The organism is Pseudoalteromonas sp. US3C1004 (assembly GCF_048401065.1).
Classification (GTDB): domain Bacteria; phylum Pseudomonadota; class Gammaproteobacteria; order Enterobacterales; family Alteromonadaceae; genus Pseudoalteromonas; species Pseudoalteromonas undina.
This window is the reverse complement of the sequence record NZ_CP183073.1, coordinates 3,178,055-3,196,395: the sequence shown is the minus strand read 5'-3', so window position 1 is coordinate 3,196,395 and position 18,341 is coordinate 3,178,055. Positions and strand designations below refer to the sequence as shown.

Below are 18,341 nucleotides of genomic sequence, written 5' to 3'. Positions count from 1 at the left end.
CTTACTTATCCTTACACAGCGGGAAACCAAGTGCTTCACGTGCATCGTAATAACTTTGTGCACACGCTTTTGATAACGCACGAACGCGTAAAATATAACGTTGACGCTCGGTTACTGAAATAGCATGGCGTGCGTCTAATAAGTTAAATGCGTGCGATGCTTTCATTACTTGCTCGTAGGCTGGTAATGGTAGGCTTGCTTCAATTAGCTTTTGGCTCTCAGCTTCACATTTATCAAACTGTTCAAATAAGTCGGCTACGTTTGCATGTTCAAAGTTATAGGTTGATTGCTCAACTTCATTTTGATGGAACACATCACCGTAAGTTACGCGCCCAAATGGACCGTCTGCCCATACAAGGTCGTAAATGCTATCTACGCCTTGAATGTACATTGCTAAACGCTCTAGGCCGTAAGTAATCTCACCCGTTACCGGTGAGCATTCTAAACCGCCCACCTGCTGGAAGTAAGTAAACTGCGTTACCTCCATACCATTTAACCAAATTTCCCAACCTAGGCCCCACGCACCTAATGTAGGTGATTCCCAGTTATCTTCTACAAAGCGAACTTCGTCAGTTAGGGTATCAATACCTACAGCAGCTAAAGAACCTAAGTAAAGCTCTTGAATATTGTCTGGTGATGGCTTTAACACAACTTGGAATTGGTAGTAATGTTGTAAGCGGTTTGGATTCTCACCGTAACGACCATCGGTAGGACGACGACACGGTTGAACGTATGCGCTCGACATTGGCTCTGGGCCAATTGATTTTAAAAATGTTTGCGGGTGAAATGTCCCTGCGCCCACTTCCATGTCAAGTGGTTGAATAATGACACAGCCTTGCTGTGCCCAATAATCCTGTAAAGCCAGGATCAAACCTTGAAAGGTTTTAACGTCATATTTTTGCATATTTGGCTTTTTACTATCTGAGAAGTAGCGTGAAAATTACCCTCAGTATACCTTGTGCACACTCAGGTTTTAAGCAGTTTGTGCGTTTGAAAAAATAAAAAAGGAGCCTAAGGCTCCTTTTTTGTGATTACGATAATGTTTTATACGTCTAAGTTAACCACACGCAGTGCGTTCGTTTCAATAAACTCACGACGCGGCTCAACTTGATCGCCCATTAAAGTGGCAAATAATTGATCCGCTGCAACAGCATCTTCAATTGTTACTTGCAACATACGGCGTGCGCTAGGATCCATGGTGGTTTCCCAAAGCTGATTTGGATTCATTTCACCCAGTCCTTTATAGCGTTGAATGTAGATCCCGCGCTTAGACTCTGCGATCAACCATTCCAATGCATCCACAAAGTTATCAACAGGTTTTGTTTTCTCACCACGTTGGATATATGCACCCTCTGTGATGATATTAGCAATGTTTTTACCTGTTACAGCAATGCGTTGGTAGTCTCTTGATGTAATAAAGTCATAATGAAGTACGTGTGCTTTATCCACACCATGCTGACGAATATTCACAACTGGATAATACAAGTTACGCTCTGTATCGTGCTCAGTTCCCGCATGGAAAATAGTTGCATCTTCATCACGTTCAATTAAGTCATCAACCAGCTCTTTAGTCCAAGCAATTACCTTAGCTTCGTCTGAAAGGTCTTTTTTTTTCAGCTCACTTTGGTAAATCAAACGGTTCATAACTGTGTTCGGATACTTACGCTTTAAGCGCTCGATAACTTTAACCGTGTTTTGATAATCGTGAACAATTGACTCTAATGCTTCACCATCAACCGCTTCAGCACTATCACTAGTGTACAGTGCTGCATTGCTTAGCGCTAAAGATGTAAGGTAATCAACTAATGCTGGATCATCTTTAATATAACGCTCTTGCTTGCCTTTTTTCACTTTATAAAGTGGAGGCTGAGCAATATAAATATAACCACGTTCAACAATTTCCGGCATTTGACGATAGAAGAATGTTAGTAGCAAAGTACGAATGTGAGAACCATCCACGTCGGCATCGGTCATGATTATGATACGGTGATAACGTAATTTCTCAGGGTTATATTCGTCACGGCCAATACCACAACCTAGTGCAGTAATTAGCGTTGCCACTTCTTGTGAAGAAAGCATTTTATCAAAACGTGCTTTTTCTACGTTTAAGATTTTACCTTTAAGCGGAAGAATCGCTTGATTCTTACGGTTACGACCCTGCTTGGCTGAACCGCCAGCTGAGTCACCCTCCACTATGTATAGTTCAGATTGGGCTGGATCTTTTTCTTGGCAATCCGCTAGTTTACCCGGTAAACCAGCTAAATCCATAGCACCTTTACGGCGGGTCATTTCACGTGCTTTACGAGCGGCTTCACGCGCGCGTGCTGCATCAATAATTTTGCCAACAACAATTTTTGCATCCATTGGGTTTTCTAATAAAAACTCAGTGAATTTTTCAGCCATTGCTTGCTCTACAGCAGACTTAACTTCACTAGATACTAGCTTGTCTTTTGTCTGTGATGAGAATTTAGGATCAGGAACTTTAACACTAACAACAGCCGTTAAGCCTTCACGAGCATCATCGCCCGTTGCGTTACTTGTTGTTTTAGCCTTTTTGTTAAAGCCTTCTTTTTCCATGTAGTTATTAAGCGTACGTGTTAGCGCAGATCTAAAACCGGCTAAGTGCGTACCACCATCACGTTGTGGAATGTTATTAGTAAAACAGTAAATGTTTTCTTGGAATGCATCATTCCATTGCATTGATACTTCTACACTAATACCGTCTTCTTCACGTTCGTGAGTAAAGTGGAATACCCCTTTGTGTACAGGCGTTTTATTACGGTTTAAGTATTCAACGAACGCTCTAATACCACCTTCGTATTTAAAATGGTCACTCTTATTTTCTTCGCGCTCATCATTTAAAATGATGCTCACACCTGAGTTCAAAAACGATAACTCGCGTAAACGCTTAGCTAAAATATCGTAATGGAAATCTAGGTTAGTAAACGTTTCTGCACTTGGCCAAAAACGTAACTCAGTACCGGTTGTTTCAGAATCACCAATAGCTGCAAGTGGTGCATCTGGAACACCCATAGTGTAAAACTGCTCGTAAAGTTTACCTTCACGACGAATAGTTAGTTTTAACTTTTCTGATAATGCATTTACTACCGATACACCAACACCGTGTAAGCCACCTGATACTTTATAAGAGTTATCATCAAACTTACCACCAGCGTGTAATACCGTCATAATAACTTCAGCTGCAGATACACCTTCTTCTTCATGTATAGAAGTAGGAATACCACGGCCGTTATCTCTTACAGATACCGAACCGTCTAAGTGAATTGTGACAAATATATCATCACAGTGACCGGCTAAGGCCTCATCGATAGAGTTATCAACGACCTCAAACACCATGTGGTGTAAGCCCGTACCATCATCGGTGTCCCCTATATACATACCAGGACGCTTTCTTACTGCATCTAATCCTTTAAGTACTTTAATACTCGACGAATCATAATTCTCAGACATGGTTAATCCCACTTATCTTGTTATTAGGTTGCCATGTTTCACGTGGAACATTTTTAGTTCTCGTTTCATGGGTTCCACCACAGCAGAAATACTTTCAGATAAAATTGAAGAAATAAATATTTGAGAACTGCAATGAGTCAATAACTGACCCACTTTCTCTTTTGTATCTTCGCTTAGCTCTGAAGGTAAATCATCTATTAGCAATATAGATTGCTTATCTGTCTCTGACTCAATTAAACTATTTTGCGTTACTTTTAACGCATACAACAATAGCTTTAACTGCCCGCGTGAGAATACATTCTCAACACTGCTGCCAGCGACACTAAAACTAAAATCAGCCTTATGAGGGCCTTTACTAGTAAAGCCTTGGCGAGCATCTCGCTCAAAGCTTTGCTCTAACGCATCAGAAAGAGATTCGGTCTCTTTCCAGCCTGCATTAAAGCTAATTTCTAGATCGCGTATTAGCGTTAATTCTGCACACATTTTATCAAAAAACTGCTGCTTAAACCTAGTTATATACGCGATTCTTAATTTATTTATTTGTTCAGCCAGTCTAACAAATTCTTTGTCCCAAAACTTGATTTGGTCAAAATAATTCTTAGGCTTAGATTTCAACAATGCATTGCGCTGTTTTAGCACTTTATTAAACGATTGCCATAAGAAAAAAAACTCATGTTCCACGTGGAACAAACCTAAGTCTAAAAATTTTCTGCGCTCTTTAGGGCCACCAAAAAATAATGAATAGCTTTCTGGTGTAATAACTTGCACTGGCATAAGTTGAGCAAGTTCAGATACTTTTCGACTCGCCTTACCCTGTATTTTTAAATTGGTTTCACCCGTTTGGGTTTTACTTATCCCTATTGGAATAGATAAATCGTGTAACGCTTTGCGGCCATGAATAACAAACTGATCTTGTTGATGAGCGATGATGCTTTTATGTTTAGAGGTTCGGAAAGATTTGCCGTGAGAAAGGTAATAAATAGCCTCTAAAAGGCTGGTTTTTCCGCTGCCGTTTTCACCATAAATTATATTAACGCCGTTAACTGGTTCTAGCGTCAGTGCCTCAATATTACGAAAATATTTGAGGCTCAAATGACTTAAGCTCATTATATATTTATAATCTTATAAACGCATTGGCATAACAACGTACATAGCTTCTTCATCGCCGGCACCTTCTATAAGTGCACTACTGTTTGAATCGGCAAGGGTAAATAATACATCTTCGGTTTTTAATGTATTTAATACATCTAATACATAAGAGACATTAAAGCCTATTTCTAGGTCATCACCCTCGTACATTACTTCAACCACTTCTTCAGCTTGCTCTTGCTCTGGGTTGTTGGCTGTAATTTTTAATAAACCGTTTGATAAATTTAAGCGTACACCACGAAACTTTTCGTTCGATAAAATCGACACACGCTGAAAAGCATTACGAAGCCATTCACGATTCGCGGTAATTACCTTATCGCCACCGCGCGGTAAAACACGACGGTAATCAGGGAATCGACCATCAACTAATTTACTCGTAAAGGTAAATTCAATATCAATAATACGAATGTGGTTGGCACCAAACTGAATAGTTACCAGCTCTTGATCAGCAACCATTAGACGCATAATTTCTTGTACGCCTTTGCGCGGTATAATTAATTGGCGCTGTGTATTTAACGACTGACCTAGTTGTTTTTGTGCAATAGCTAAACGATGCCCATCAGTGGCAACTGTTTTTATGTCGCTGTTATCAACTTCAAACGACATGCCGTTTAAGTAATAACGCACATCTTGGTTTGCCATTGAGAAGTGTGTGCTTTCAAGTAATTTACGTAATTCTAAACGCGTTAGTTGAAACTCAACTTCACCATCCCACTGCTCTAAATTAGGAAAATCTTCAGCAGCTAAAGTGGTCAATGAAAAACGACTTTTCCCACTGGTTAAAAGTAACTGATGGTCTTGCAAGCTTAAAGTAAGATCAGAACCATCCGGTAAACTTTTACAAATATCGAGTAATTTTTTAGCCGGTAATGTGAGTTTAGTATCGGCAACATCGTCACCTACAAATACACTCGCCACTAACTCAATTTCAAGGTCTGTCCCTGTCATTGAAAGCTGGCCATTTTCTACCACGAGCAATACGTTAGATAAAATAGGTAACGTATGCTTGCGCTCAATGGCACCCGATACTTGTACCAATGGTTTTAAAAATTGTTCTCTTGATATTGTTATTTGCATAATAAAGTCAGCCCTAAGATGACAATGTTCTTATTAAGTTTTGGTAATCTTCTTTAATCTCGTGGCTTTCGTCACGTAATGATTTAACTTTGCGACACGCGTGCAGTACTGTTGTATGGTCACGCCCACCAAAAGCATCCCCAATCTCAGGTAAGCTGTGATTAGTGAGTTCTTTAGATAATGCCATGGCTACTTGGCGAGGCCTTGCTATAGAGCGGCTACGGCGCTTAGACAGTAAATCAGATACACGTATTCTATAGTATTCAGCAACCGTACGTTGAATGTTGTCGATGGTGACTAGTTTGTCTTGCAGCGCTAATAAATCACGCAGTGCTTCTTTTACAAAGTCGATAGATATTGGGCGGCCGGTAAAGTTTGCGTTAGCAATTACACGGTTTAATGCCCCTTCAAGTTCACGTACGTTTGAACGTAATTTTTTCGCAATAAAAAATGCCACTTCATGCGGTAAGTTAATTTTACTTTGCTGGGCTTTTTTCATCAAAATAGCAACGCGTGTTTCAAGCTCTGGCGGCTCAATCGCGATGGTTAATCCCCAACCAAAACGAGATTTAAGGCGATCTTCAACCCCTTCAATCTCTTTAGGGTAACGGTCAGAGGTTAAAATAATTTGTTGGTTACCTTCTAATAATGCATTAAAGGTATGAAAGAATTCTTCTTGAGAACGTTCTTTATTAGCAAAAAATTGAATGTCATCAATCATTAATGCATCAACACTACGGTAATAACGCTTAAACTCTTCAATCGCATTATTTTGCAGTGCTTTAACCATGTCTTGAACGAAACGTTCTGAATGCATGTAAACAATTTTAGCATCGGGCTTATTGGCCATAATACCGTTGCCTACCGCATGTAATAAATGCGTCTTACCTAAGCCTGTACCACCGTAAATAAATACAGGGTTAAATGCAGAGCCAGGGTTGTCTGCTACCTGAGTGGCAGCCGCTTTTGCTAATTGGTTAGATTTACCCTCAACAAAGCTATCAAAGGTATAGTTTTCTTTAATGTTTGATTTATAACCAGATTTAGGAGCTGGTTCTACAACCGGTTTTTGTTCTCGAGGTGGTTGTTTTGCCGTTGATTGCGTGCTTGGGGCTGATTGTGTTTCAACCACCGGTGCAGCTTGTGCATTTAATAGCGGCTTACTACCTACATCAAAGCGTAACTCGGGTGCTTCTACACCACAAATTTCTACCAATAATTCATTTATTCTATTTAAGTACTTCTCTCTCACCCAATCAAGTACGAAACGATTAGGCGCATAAATCGTCAAGGTATCTTCGGTACTTTCTGCTTGAAGTGGTCTGACCCACATACTGAATTGCTGCGAAGGCAATTCATCTTGCAATACATATAAACAACTTTGCCAAACCGACAGATACACAGTAAAACTCCCAGAGATATAATTTTTATTCCCGCACATCAATAATGATTCAAAAATCACACCTGTATTGCGTTTAAATGGCTCAATAAGCAGCCCAAGACCGACTATTATGAATGCACTTTATCCACAAGTAAAAGATTGATTTTTGTAAAATTGTTGATATCGATGTATAAATATAATAACAGACTGATTTAAATAGCTTTTTATTTTAAAGCTTGATTAGAGATCATAACAAAACTGGCAGCAGATCGCGACCACAATTTACGATCTAATTTACTTTTCCCATGCTTTTATTCACTTTTTATACAGGGGCTGTGGAAAACTTCTTATTTATGATGATCCTATCGGATCATGAAAATTGATCATAAATAAACATGCTTTACGCACTCTATTATGATTGACTTTTCGTCACTTCATCTATAATATCTCGCGCTCGCAATGGCACCTGTGCCAGGATCGCGACCTGCATAGGATGTTTTAACTTTAACCGATCGGATGAGATTGTTATGAAAAGAACTTTTCAACCTAGCGTTTTAAAACGCAAACGTACACACGGTTTCCGTGCTCGTATGGCAACTGTAAATGGCCGTAAAGTATTAGCTCGTCGCCGTGCTAAAGGCCGCAAAGTTCTTTCTGCTTAATTTATAAGTGGAAGACTTTAGCTTTGGCAGGGAGTTACGTCTGTTAACTCCCTCGCATTACTCTCGCATATTTAACGAACCCGCTCGGGCTGCAACTCCTTTCTTTACCTTATTAGCAAAACCAAGTGACCAGTCAAAACCTAGGTTAGGCCTTACTGTTGCTAAAAAACGTGTAAAAAAGGCATGTCAACGAAACCGAATTAAACGTCTTGCTCGCGAAAGTTTTCGTTTAAATCAACACACACTCGATAATATTGATATTGTGTTGATGGTTAAAAGTGGCATTGATGAACAGTCTAATGAAGAATTAACCAAACAACTTACAAAGCTGTGGCGTAAGATTAATGAACGCTGCAAACCTGGTGCCCCTAAACCGCCACCATTTAAAAAACGCCCAAACAAATCAGCTAAATCGACTAAACAAACCCAATAGCAATAGAATTACAGGGTTAATTAAGGTATCTTTAGCTCACCTTTTAATCATGCGTTTAAAATCTCATAGTGAGTCTTTAAATACATGGTATCTATTCACTAAACATAACGTAGGGGCATGTACAACATGAGGTTACTTAAACCACTTGCTGCTTTACCAACACGTTGTTTAGTTTTATTTATCCGCGGTTATCAAAAGTGGATTAGCCCGCTATTAGGTCCGCATTGTCGTTTTAATCCAACATGCTCTAGTTACGCTATTCAAGCAATTAATTTGCATGGATCGGTAAAAGGGAGTTGGTTAGCTGTTAAACGCATATTAAAATGCCATCCTTTACATTCAGGTGGAGACGACCCCGTTCCTGAAAAATTAACCCGTATTAACCACCAACACGAGAAATAAGAGCTGTTATGGAATCGCAACGCACGTTTTTATTCATCGGCCTAATGCTAGTGTCGTTTTTATTATTTCAAGAGTGGAATAATGACTACAACACGCCAAAAGCCGATCCTAGTGCCACTACACAAACACTAAAAGCAAATTCACCAGAATCAGATGATTATGTTCCAGCTTCATCAGACTCAGGTTTACCTGCTTCAACAACTTTAGCTAAACGCGCTGTTATAAATATTACAACAGACGTGTTTAAAGTAAAAATTGACACCAAAGGTGGTGACATTGTTGAAACAGACTTAATTGATTATAAAGAAACCAAAGGCAGTGATGTTCCTTACATGCTACTTGGTGAGTTTGATGGTAAACAATACTTTTCACAAAGTGGTTTAATTGGTTTAAATGGCCCAGATGCATCAGCAAATGGTCGTCCTACTTACCAATCAGAACAAACTTCTTATACTTTAACGGGTGATGAACTTCGTGTTCCTCTTCAGTTTACTGATAGTAACGGTGTAAGTTTCACTAAAACCTATGTATTCAAAAAGGGTCAATATGATGTTGGCTTAGAATATAAAGTTAACAACACCACTAGCTCGCCAGTACAAGTTCAGCTTTACACACAAATAAAGCGTACCGTACAAGAAAAAGGCAGCATGGTTGATCAAAACTATTTAGGGGCTGCATACGGTACTGATGAAGAACCATACGAAAAGTATAGTTTTTCAGATATGGCCGATAAAAACCTAAACATAAACACCCAAGGTGGTTATGTTGCCTTTATACAGCATTACTTTGTAAGTGCTTGGGTACCAATGCAAGATCAAGCAAATACACTTTATAGTTTAATCACTAAAAGTAACGCGGCTATTATTGGTGTTAAAGACGAAGCGGTAAATGTTCAAGCTGGTAGTGAGCAAGTACTTACTGCGACTTATTACATGGGCCCTAAAGAGTCAGATAAACTTGAAGCGATTCACACTGACTTAGACTTAACCGTTGATTACGGTTGGTTATGGTTTATTTCTCAACCTTTATTTGTGCTATTAAAATGGTTACACAGTATTTTAGGTAACTGGGGTGTAGCAATTATTGCCATCACTATTATTGTTAAATCATTAATGTACCCACTGACTAAAGCACAGTACACCTCAATGGCTAAAATGCGTGCATTACAGCCTAAGATGAAGGCGCTAAAAGAAAAGTATGGCGATGATCGTCAAAAATTCGGCCAAGCGACGATGGAAATGTACCGTAAAGAAAAAGTAAACCCTATGGGTGGCTGTTTCCCAATTTTACTGCAAATGCCAATCTTCTTAGCCTTGTTCTATGTATTCTTAGAGTCTACAGAACTTCGTCACGCTGAATTTGTACTTTGGCTAACTGACCTTTCTGCGAAAGACCCATACTACGTATTACCAATCTTATTTGGTGCGAGTATGTTTATAACGCAAAAACTACAACCTATGACGGTTACCGATCCAATGCAGCAAAAAATGATGACCTTTATGCCGGTTATCTTCTCTGTGTTCTTCTTATGGTTCCCATCTGGTTTAGTACTTTACTGGTTAGTGTCTAACCTTATCTCTATTGTCCAGATGTTAATCATCTACCGTGGCATGGAAAAGAAAGGTATTAAAGTAAGGGGCGATTAATCCTCCCTACTTATATAAAGGCGACTTAGGTCGCCTTTTTTATTGCCAATTTTTTATAACAGCATTCGCGAGTGCCTATTTGATAGGTTACAATACCGCCATTACGTTATTTAAGTTGGCAAATAAACCGCATGATAAATCACGATACAATTGCAGCACAAGCCACTGCCCCAGGCCGAGGCGGTGTTGGTATTATTCGCGTTTCAGGAAACCTAGCCAAACAGGTTGCTGAAAAAATAATTGGCAAAGTCCCTAAAGTTCGCTTTGCCGACTACGTGCCTTTTAATAACCTTGCAGGGGATCAGCTTGACCAAGGTATTGCAATTTACTTTGCCGGCCCACACTCATTTACCGGTGAAGACGTACTCGAACTTCAAGGCCATGGTGGCCCTGTTGTCCTTGATATGCTACTTAAAGAAATAAGTAAAATAGACGGTGTACGTTTAGCAAAGCCTGGTGAATTCTCTGAGCGTGCGTTCATGAACGACAAGCTTGATTTAACTCAAGCTGAAGCTATTGCAGATTTAATTAATGCAACCAGTGAGCAAGCGGCTAAAAGCGCCCTACAGTCACTTCAAGGCCAATTCTCTAAGCACATAGAAACCTTAGTAGAAAAAGTCATTCACTTACGTATGTATGTAGAAGCGGCTATTGATTTTCCTGATGAAGAAATCGATTTTTTATCAGACGGAAAAGTCGGCGGTGATTTGAATGCCATTATTGAGCAGCTTAATGCCGTAACCAATCAAGCCAAACAAGGTAGCATAATGCGCGAAGGTATGCGTGTCGTTATTGCAGGTCGTCCTAATGCAGGTAAATCAAGCTTACTTAATGCATTAGCAGGGCGAGAAGCGGCCATCGTAACTGAAATAGCTGGCACCACTCGTGACGTATTACGTGAGCATATACATATAGATGGTATGCCACTGCATATAATCGACACCGCAGGCTTACGAGAAAGCCCAGATAAAGTTGAGCAAATAGGTATTGAACGTGCCTGGGATGAAATAAACCAAGCCGATCGGGTATTATTTATGCTTGATGGTACCGATACAACTGATACCGATCCACATGCTATTTGGCCTGAATTTATGGCTAAATTACCCCAAGGTATGGGCGTAACCGTGATCAGGAATAAAGCCGATTTATCTGGTGATACGGTTGGTATGGATCAAGAGCAACAATATCCGGTCATCAGTTTAAGCGCTAAAAATGCTGACGGTATAGAACTAGTGCGTGAGCACTTAAAAGCCTGCATTGGTTTTGATGGTGCCACAGAGGGCGGGTTTATGGCACGCCGTCGTCACTTAGATGCACTGGAACACGCAGCCTATCACTTAGATACCGGTAAAACACAATTAGAGATGCACGTGGCCGGTGAAATCCTCGCTGAAGAACTGCGTTTAACACAGCAGTATCTTAACGAAATAACTGGTGAATTTACTTCTGATGATTTGCTTGGCAAAATTTTCAGCTCGTTCTGTATCGGTAAATAGTTGAACTAATAATTTAATCATTAAGGGCACCTAGGTGCCCTTTTTAATGTCCTACTATTTTTAATATCGACTCGCCAAAATGTATTTTAATAACTCACTTTAAAAACCAAACAGACTAAAAAATATAGCTAAATTGCACCAATATTAGCCTCCATTCATGTTTAAAAATGTGTTTAAGGCAGATGAGCTAAACCTATAATCACACCAAACAACAGATAAACTACCTACATTAATAGTAAAAAATTAAGCTTATTCCGCCTTAAAAGAGAACCTATTACATTAGCTTTTCAAGCTGGGGCATAGGTAATTATCAAACCATAAAAATAAAACGTACCTAAAAAGTAAGTTTGATCGCCCACTCCACCAGCAAAATATAGTTAATTTCTTAGTTTAAATTGATGAAAATTATTTTTTTGCAGATCAGTTATCCACAATTGGGGTTTTATTGCCTTGAAAATGAGTTAAAAGCGATAAAAAGTAAAAATATGCTGTGTTTAAATAAGCTAAATAGCGATTTTTAGAAAATAAAAATGGATTTTTAGTCTGATCTGCATAAATAGATCATTTTTTAAAATTATTTTCGATCCCAACTTTAAGTTATCAACATGCTTTGTATCCACACTAAGATCAACACGCCTTTATCTATAAATTTGTACTAGCTGGTGGTTAACACTCAATATAAAATCAATAACTTAGCAAATTATTAATAATATTGGTTTTTAGTTAAGCAGAGCTTTCCCCAACCTTATCAACAACTTGATCAGAAGATTACATTTAAAGATATTTTGTTAAATCATTAATAATCAATAAGTTAAGCAAGCAGTTAATACCAAGGCTTAAATTACCACAAAAATAGTTATACAAAATAACACTCTTAACTTTACTGTTATACTCACTGAGCTATCATAGGCAGCAATTAAAACTAATAGTGATCAGCCATATTCATGAGTTCAGTAAATATTATCGTTGGTAGTCAAATGGGATCCGCCGAGTACGTTGCAGAGCAGTTAAATGATGCACTTAACAACCAAGGGATTAATAGCCAACTACATGATCAACCTGAATTTAATGAAATAGATCAACAAAATACTATTTGGTTAGTTTGTACATCAACCTACGGTGCGGGTGATTACCCTGACAACCTGATTGGTTTTATCGAACAAGTATCTCAAGTGGATGATCTTTCACATTTAAAGTATTCGGTTATTGCACTTGGCGATACTAGTTACGACACTTATAACCTTGCAGGGCGTAATGTAGATACTCTTTTAAGCCAAAAAGGCGCTGTAAAAGTAGCACAACGTTTAGAGCTTAATATTCTTGATGAAGCACTGCCCGAAGATACGGCCTTAGCTTGGTTAGACTCATGGATAGCACAGACAGGTTTAAAATAGAAAGATCAAGCGAAAAGTTATAAATAAAGTTACCCACAATTTGCTAATAATTTAATAAGTTTTGTGGATAAACACTGATTAAACTGCTTTTTTAGCCATGCTTATCCATGGGATAAGATCGAGACTTGATCGGCCTGTGTATAACAGCCTGTTTTGATCAGAGCTTATTTGCCTGAAGATCCGATCATACTAACACCTTTAGATCCGATCTAATTATATGTTTTTAATCATGATCTAAAGCTTATCAACAGAAAACCCGATCAGTAGTAGTAATAGTATTAAAAGATCTCTTTAAAAGATCCTTTATATTATTAGAGATCACTTACTTAGATCTTGAGCACTGTTTAATCATTTATCTTCTGCTAATTTCTAGGTAGAATACGCTCCCTTTTGAAGTTTACTGGTTTGATTTAAGTAGGATCCCATTAATGATTTTTCACGAAAATTTTGACGTTATCGTAGTAGGTGGTGGACATGCAGGCACTGAAGCCGCATTGGCAGCTGCCCGTATGGGGATGAATACCCTGCTGCTGACTCACAATATGGATACCCTTGGTCAAATGTCTTGTAACCCAGCAATTGGTGGCATTGGCAAAGGCCATCTGGTTAAAGAAATTGATGCCCTAGGTGGCGCAATGGCGCAAGCTATTGACAAAGGCGGGATCCAATTCCGCACGCTGAATTCTTCTAAAGGCCCTGCTGTACGAGCGACGCGTGCACAAGCGGATCGTGCCTTGTACAAAGCGGCTATTCAAAACACACTTCAAAACCAAGAAAACTTAAAGATTTTTCAGCAATCATGTGATGATCTAATCGTTGAAAATGATCGTGTAACCGGTGTGGTGACACAAATGGGTTTACGTTTTAGTGCACCTAGTGTGGTACTAACCGTGGGTACATTCTTAGGCGGTCAAATTCATATCGGCCTTGAAAATTTCAAAGGTGGCCGAGCTGGCGATCCGCCTTCAATTGCCTTAGCTGATCGCTTACGTGAATTACCATTTAGAGTAGATCGTTTAAAAACCGGCACGCCACCGCGTATTGATGCCCGGACTGTTGATTTTAGTAAAATGCAAGAACAACCAGGTGATGCACCAACACCGGTATTCTCATTTATGGGTAAACAAAGCGACCATCCACAACAAATTCCGTGTTACATCACTTACACCAATGAAAAAACACATGATGTTATTCGCAAAAACTTACATCGCTCACCTATGTACTCAGGTGTTATCGAAGGAATAGGCCCACGTTACTGTCCGTCCATTGAAGATAAAATTGTCCGTTTTGCTGATAAAGATAAACACCAGATATTTGTAGAGCCAGAAGGTTTAACGTCATACGAGTTATACCCTAACGGTATTTCAACTAGCTTACCGTTCGATGTGCAGTTAGAAATTGTGCAATCGATCACCGGCTTTGAGAACGCACATATTTGTCGTCCTGGCTATGCTATTGAATATGACTTTTTTGATCCACGCGATTTAAAACAATCATTAGAAACAAAGTTTATTGATGGCTTATTTTTTGCTGGTCAAATTAATGGTACTACCGGTTACGAAGAAGCGGGTGCGCAAGGTCTGATCGCAGGTATGAATGCAGCATTACAAGTACAAGGTAAAGAGTCGTGGACACCACGTCGTGATGAAGCCTATGTTGGCGTACTGATTGATGACTTAGCAACACTGGGTACAAAAGAACCGTACCGTATGTTTACTAGCCGCGCTGAATACCGTTTGCTACTTCGTGAAGATAACGCTGATATTCGTTTAACTGAAAAAGGTCGTGAACTAGGTTTAGTTAACGATGAACGTTGGCAAGCATTCAACGAAAAAATGGAAGTGATCGCTAAAGAGAAACAGCGTATTAAAGATACCTGGATCCATAAAGATCATGCCATGGTTAATAAAGTAAACGAATTACTAAAAACCCCACTTGTGCGTGAAGCCAGCTTAGAAGAATTACTGCGTCGTCCAGAAGTGCGTTATAACGACTTGATGGCGATCGAAGGACTCGGATCTGAGTTCACTAATCAGGCCGCCCTAGAACAGGTTGAAATTCATACAAAGTACGCAGGTTATATCGCGCGTCAACAAGATGAGATCAATAAGCAGCTTCGTCATGAAGAAACAATCTTACCAAAAGAGTTTGATTATAAAACCGTCTCTGGTTTATCAAACGAAGTAGTTGCAAAGCTAATTGATGCTCGTCCAGACACTATCGGCCAAGCTTCGCGTATTTCTGGTATCACCCCAGCGGCGATTTCGCTATTATTAGTGTATCTGAAGAAGCAAGGCTTGTTACGCAAAACTGCGTAACGGTAAAGGTACATTGTGTTACAGCAACAATTAACAACTTTGTTAGCGCAAACTGATATTGCGCTAACACAAAAACAACAGCAACAACTTGTCCGCTATGTTGAATTACTCGATAAGTGGAATAAAGCCTATAACTTAACCTCGGTACGTTTGCCTCAAGAAATGATGGTTAAACATATAATGGATAGCTTAGTTGTTGCTCCTCACTTGACCGGTCATCATTATATTGATGTTGGCACAGGTCCTGGTTTACCGGGCATAGTGTTAGCTATTGCCTTACCTGAAACGCAGTTTGTATTATTAGATAGTTTAGGTAAACGTGTACGTTTTTTAATGCATGTTAAACATGAGCTTGGTCTTGATAATGTCACCCCGGTGCAGTCAAGAGTTGAAGAATATCAACCAAGTGTTAAATTAGATGGCGTACTAAGTCGTGCATTTGCATCGTTACAAGATATGATTGACTGGTGCTCGCACTTAATTGATCATTCAGGTAAGTTCATTGCACTTAAAGGGGTATTTCCAAGTGAGGAATTAGACTCACTCCCTACAGGTGTTAAGTTTGAGCAAAAAATTGCATTAGAAGTACCGGATTTAGATGCACAACGACATTTAATAATTCTTTCTAAAGACTAGGGATCAGAGACACTGTGGCAAAAGTCATCGCATTAGCAAATCAAAAAGGTGGAGTAGGTAAAACTACCACTGCCGTTAATCTCGCTGCATCTATGGCTGCAACGAAGCGTAAAGTGCTGTTAATAGATCTCGATCCGCAAGGCAATGCGACCATGGGCAGTGGCGTCGACAAATATGGTGACGTCCCTACTATCTATGACTTGCTCATAGAAGATAAGCCTATTGATGAAGTGATTATTAAAGAAACCTCAGGCGAATATCATATGATTGCTGCAAACGGTGATGTGACCGCTGCAGAAGTTAAGCTGATGGAATTATTTGCGCGAGAAGTACGTTTGCGTAACGCGCTTGAAAAAATACAAGATCAGTATGAGTTTATTTTTATAGACTGCCCGCCTTCTTTAAATATGTTAACCGTTAATGCCATGGCTGCTGCCGATTCTATTTTAGTACCTATGCAATGTGAATATTATGCATTGGAAGGATTAACAGCGTTAATGGACACGATTACGCAACTTGCTAAGTTAGTTAACCCTAACTTACAGATTGAAGGCATACTTCGTACTATGTACGATCCGCGTAATCGACTAGCAAATGATGTATCAGAACAATTAAAACAACATTTTGGCGATAAAGTATACCGTACGGTGATCCCACGTAATGTTCGACTTGCAGAAGCCCCAAGTTTTGGTGCCCCAGCAATGTACTACGATCGAGCATCAAGTGGCGCGAAAGCTTATTTAGCTCTCGCTGGTGAAATGCTACGCAGAAAAGAAAAAACAACTCCCGTTGTCGCCTAACTTTGAGGTAAAAAAATAACATGTCTGCTAAAAAACGAGGTTTAGGCCGAGGACTCGATGCGCTTTTAAGTTCATCTAAACCTGCACCAAGCGAAGGCAAGGAACAGGACAATGCTAACGTAACCAGCGCAGTTGAAAATGCAGCGCAGCCTAGTAACAGTGAGTTACAAAAACTACCGATCGAGCTTTTACACTCAGGTAAGTACCAACCTCGTAAAGACATGTCTGAAGAGGCACTCGAAGAACTCGCCAGTTCGATACGCTCACAAGGAATTATTCAACCTATCGTTGTGCGCCCTGTTGCGCATAACAGCTACGAGATTATTGCTGGTGAACGTCGTTGGCGTGCTGCGCAAATAGCTAAGCTTGAGTTTGTACCCTGTATTATTAAAGACGTACCTGATGAAGCTGCCGTTGCTATTGCTCTGATTGAAAATATTCAGCGTGAAGACTTAAACGCTATGGAAGAAGCGATTGCACTTAATCGGTTGCTTAATGAGTTTGAGTTAACGCATCAACAAGTGGCTGATGCCGTTGGTAAATCACGTACGACCGTGACTAACTTATTACGCTTAAATAATCTAAATAACGATGTAAAAATTTTGTTAGAGCATGGTGACATTGAAATGGGCCACGCACGTTGCCTGTTAGCACTTGAAGGTGAAGTGCAATCAGATGCAGCCCGTTTAGCTGTTGCAAAGGCATTGACCGTTCGCGAAACAGAAAAACTAGTACGCTCTATTTTAGAGCCAGCTCCAGCAAAAGAAGTAATAGAAAAAGACCCAGATGTTAAACAGTTAGAGCAGCAGCTTGCTGATAACCTAGGGGCAAAGGTAGAAATAAATTACAACAAAAAAGGCAAAGGGAAGTTGGTTATTTCTTACACTAATCTTGACGAGTTAGACGGTATTTTAAACCGTATCAATCAAGACTATTCCCACCATTAATTCATTGGATGTCTAAAAAGGGACATTTACAGCGATTTTGTGTTACAAAGCACCTACTCAAGTTGCAAAACTGGCAGGATTAAGTATAATTTCGCCAGTTTTCATACCCTGACAATTAGAGCGTCATAAAGGTTAATTAAAAGTGACTAATAAGTTAGCGAGCCCGTATAGGCTTGCCGCATTAAAATTAATTTGCCTTCAGGGATTTGTAGCCCTTTTAGCTGCACTAATAATTTTTATAGGTTGGGAAACCAATGCCGCACTTTCAGCTCTAGCTGGTGGCGCAGTCGCAGTACTTCCTAACTTTGTATTTGCGCTTTATGCATTCAGATATATGGGTGCAAGTCGAGCAAATCAAGCGTATGCCTCGTTAAAACGCGGCAACGGATTAAAATTTATGCTAACAATCGTTTTGTTTGCACTAATGCTAAAGCTTTATCCGGTAGTACTGCTACCTTTCTTTTGTGCTTATGTGTTGGTGTTGTTTACAGGATTGTTTACACCCGTTTTTTTTAAACATTAACTTTTG

Annotated in this window: 16 protein-coding genes; 11 read left to right on the top strand and 5 right to left on the bottom strand. The window is 39.5% G+C overall.

Going from position 1 to position 18,341, the window contains the following annotated elements:
- Position 1: 1 nt before the first annotated feature.
- From glyQ to dnaA, 5 genes are all read right to left on the bottom strand, one after another.
- Positions 2–904 (bottom strand): glycine--tRNA ligase subunit alpha, encoded by a 903-nt coding sequence (gene glyQ / locus ACNSN3_RS14895; protein ID WP_010392717.1) that lies wholly within the window; start codon positions 902–904, stop codon positions 2–4.
- Between the two features lie 140 nt (positions 905–1,044).
- Positions 1,045–3,471 (bottom strand): DNA topoisomerase (ATP-hydrolyzing) subunit B, encoded by a 2,427-nt coding sequence (gene gyrB / locus ACNSN3_RS14890; RefSeq protein ID WP_418607944.1) that lies wholly within the window; start codon positions 3,469–3,471, stop codon positions 1,045–1,047.
- 12 nt (positions 3,472–3,483) lie between these two features.
- Positions 3,484–4,578: a DNA replication/repair protein RecF gene (recF, locus tag ACNSN3_RS14885; RefSeq protein WP_075169479.1), complete on the bottom strand. Its 1,095-nt coding sequence runs from the start codon at positions 4,576–4,578 to the stop codon at positions 3,484–3,486.
- Between the two features lie 15 nt (positions 4,579–4,593).
- Positions 4,594–5,697, bottom strand: a complete 1,104-nt coding sequence (gene dnaN / locus ACNSN3_RS14880) for a DNA polymerase III subunit beta (RefSeq protein ID WP_008112965.1) — start codon at positions 5,695–5,697, stop codon at positions 4,594–4,596.
- A 13-nt stretch (positions 5,698–5,710) separates the two neighbouring features.
- Positions 5,711–7,099, bottom strand: a complete 1,389-nt coding sequence (gene dnaA, locus ACNSN3_RS14875; protein ID WP_010392708.1) for a chromosomal replication initiator protein DnaA — start codon at positions 7,097–7,099, stop codon at positions 5,711–5,713.
- Between the two features lie 506 nt (positions 7,100–7,605).
- Between dnaA and rpmH the strand changes: the two genes are divergently transcribed.
- The 11 genes from rpmH (at position 7,606) to ACNSN3_RS14820 (ending at position 18,335) form a co-directional block, all read left to right on the top strand.
- Positions 7,606–7,740, top strand: coding sequence for a 50S ribosomal protein L34 (rpmH, locus tag ACNSN3_RS14870; protein ID WP_008112968.1), 135 nt, complete (start codon positions 7,606–7,608; stop codon positions 7,738–7,740).
- Positions 7,741–7,747: 7 nt separating this feature from the next.
- Positions 7,748–8,173 (top strand): ribonuclease P protein component, encoded by a 426-nt coding sequence (rnpA, locus tag ACNSN3_RS14865; RefSeq protein WP_008467046.1) that lies wholly within the window; start codon positions 7,748–7,750, stop codon positions 8,171–8,173.
- 126 nt (positions 8,174–8,299) lie between these two features.
- Entirely contained in the window at positions 8,300–8,575 is a 276-nt protein-coding gene (yidD, locus tag ACNSN3_RS14860) for a membrane protein insertion efficiency factor YidD (protein ID WP_024601490.1), read from the top strand.
- Between the two features lie 8 nt (positions 8,576–8,583).
- On the top strand, positions 8,584–10,221 hold the full coding sequence (gene yidC / locus ACNSN3_RS14855; protein ID WP_010392703.1) for a membrane protein insertase YidC: 1,638 nt from the start codon (positions 8,584–8,586) through the stop codon (positions 10,219–10,221).
- Positions 10,222–10,352: 131 nt separating this feature from the next.
- Positions 10,353–11,717 carry a tRNA uridine-5-carboxymethylaminomethyl(34) synthesis GTPase MnmE gene (mnmE, locus tag ACNSN3_RS14850; protein WP_418607939.1) on the top strand — a complete coding sequence of 455 codons (1,365 nt, stop codon included), beginning with the start codon at positions 10,353–10,355 and terminating at the stop codon, positions 11,715–11,717.
- A gap of 944 nt (positions 11,718–12,661) precedes the next feature.
- Entirely contained in the window at positions 12,662–13,111 is a 450-nt protein-coding gene (mioC, locus tag ACNSN3_RS14845; RefSeq protein WP_008112109.1) for an FMN-binding protein MioC, read from the top strand.
- Positions 13,112–13,539: 428 nt separating this feature from the next.
- Complete coding sequence (mnmG, locus tag ACNSN3_RS14840) at positions 13,540–15,429, top strand: tRNA uridine-5-carboxymethylaminomethyl(34) synthesis enzyme MnmG (protein ID WP_008112111.1); 1,890 nt, start codon at positions 13,540–13,542, stop codon at positions 15,427–15,429.
- A 15-nt stretch (positions 15,430–15,444) separates the two neighbouring features.
- Entirely contained in the window at positions 15,445–16,065 is a 621-nt protein-coding gene (gene rsmG, locus ACNSN3_RS14835) for a 16S rRNA (guanine(527)-N(7))-methyltransferase RsmG (protein WP_008112113.1), read from the top strand.
- A 14-nt stretch (positions 16,066–16,079) separates the two neighbouring features.
- Positions 16,080–16,865, top strand: coding sequence for a ParA family protein (locus ACNSN3_RS14830; protein ID WP_008112117.1), 786 nt, complete (start codon positions 16,080–16,082; stop codon positions 16,863–16,865).
- Positions 16,866–16,885: 20 nt separating this feature from the next.
- On the top strand, positions 16,886–17,812 hold the full coding sequence (locus tag ACNSN3_RS14825) for a ParB/RepB/Spo0J family partition protein (RefSeq protein ID WP_008112119.1): 927 nt from the start codon (positions 16,886–16,888) through the stop codon (positions 17,810–17,812).
- A gap of 142 nt (positions 17,813–17,954) precedes the next feature.
- A complete protein-coding gene (locus ACNSN3_RS14820) occupies positions 17,955–18,335 on the top strand; it encodes an ATP synthase subunit I (protein WP_008112121.1) in 381 nt (126 codons plus the stop codon).
- Positions 18,336–18,341 lie beyond the last annotated feature (6 nt).

Excerpts from the sequence above, each read along its gene's own strand:
- ACNSN3_RS14825 (WP_008112119.1), top strand. The coding sequence starts at position 16,886 with ATGTCTGCTAAAAAACGAGGTTTAGGCCGAGGACTCGATGCGCTTTTA.
- mioC (WP_008112109.1), top strand. The coding sequence starts at position 12,662 with ATGAGTTCAGTAAATATTATCGTTGGTAGTCAAATGGGATCCGCCGAG.
- yidD (WP_024601490.1), top strand. The coding sequence starts at position 8,300 with ATGAGGTTACTTAAACCACTTGCTGCTTTACCAACACGTTGTTTAGTT.
- mnmE (WP_418607939.1), top strand. The coding sequence starts at position 10,353 with ATGATAAATCACGATACAATTGCAGCACAAGCCACTGCCCCAGGCCGA.
- yidC (WP_010392703.1), top strand. The coding sequence starts at position 8,584 with ATGGAATCGCAACGCACGTTTTTATTCATCGGCCTAATGCTAGTGTCG.
- mnmG (WP_008112111.1), top strand. The coding sequence starts at position 13,540 with ATGATTTTTCACGAAAATTTTGACGTTATCGTAGTAGGTGGTGGACAT.
- rpmH (WP_008112968.1), top strand. The coding sequence starts at position 7,606 with ATGAAAAGAACTTTTCAACCTAGCGTTTTAAAACGCAAACGTACACAC.
- dnaN (WP_008112965.1), bottom strand. The coding sequence starts at position 5,697 with ATGCAAATAACAATATCAAGAGAACAATTTTTAAAACCATTGGTACAA.
- gyrB (WP_418607944.1), bottom strand. The coding sequence starts at position 3,471 with ATGTCTGAGAATTATGATTCGTCGAGTATTAAAGTACTTAAAGGATTA.
- glyQ (WP_010392717.1), bottom strand. The coding sequence starts at position 904 with ATGCAAAAATATGACGTTAAAACCTTTCAAGGTTTGATCCTGGCTTTA.
- recF (WP_075169479.1), bottom strand. The coding sequence starts at position 4,578 with ATGAGCTTAAGTCATTTGAGCCTCAAATATTTTCGTAATATTGAGGCA.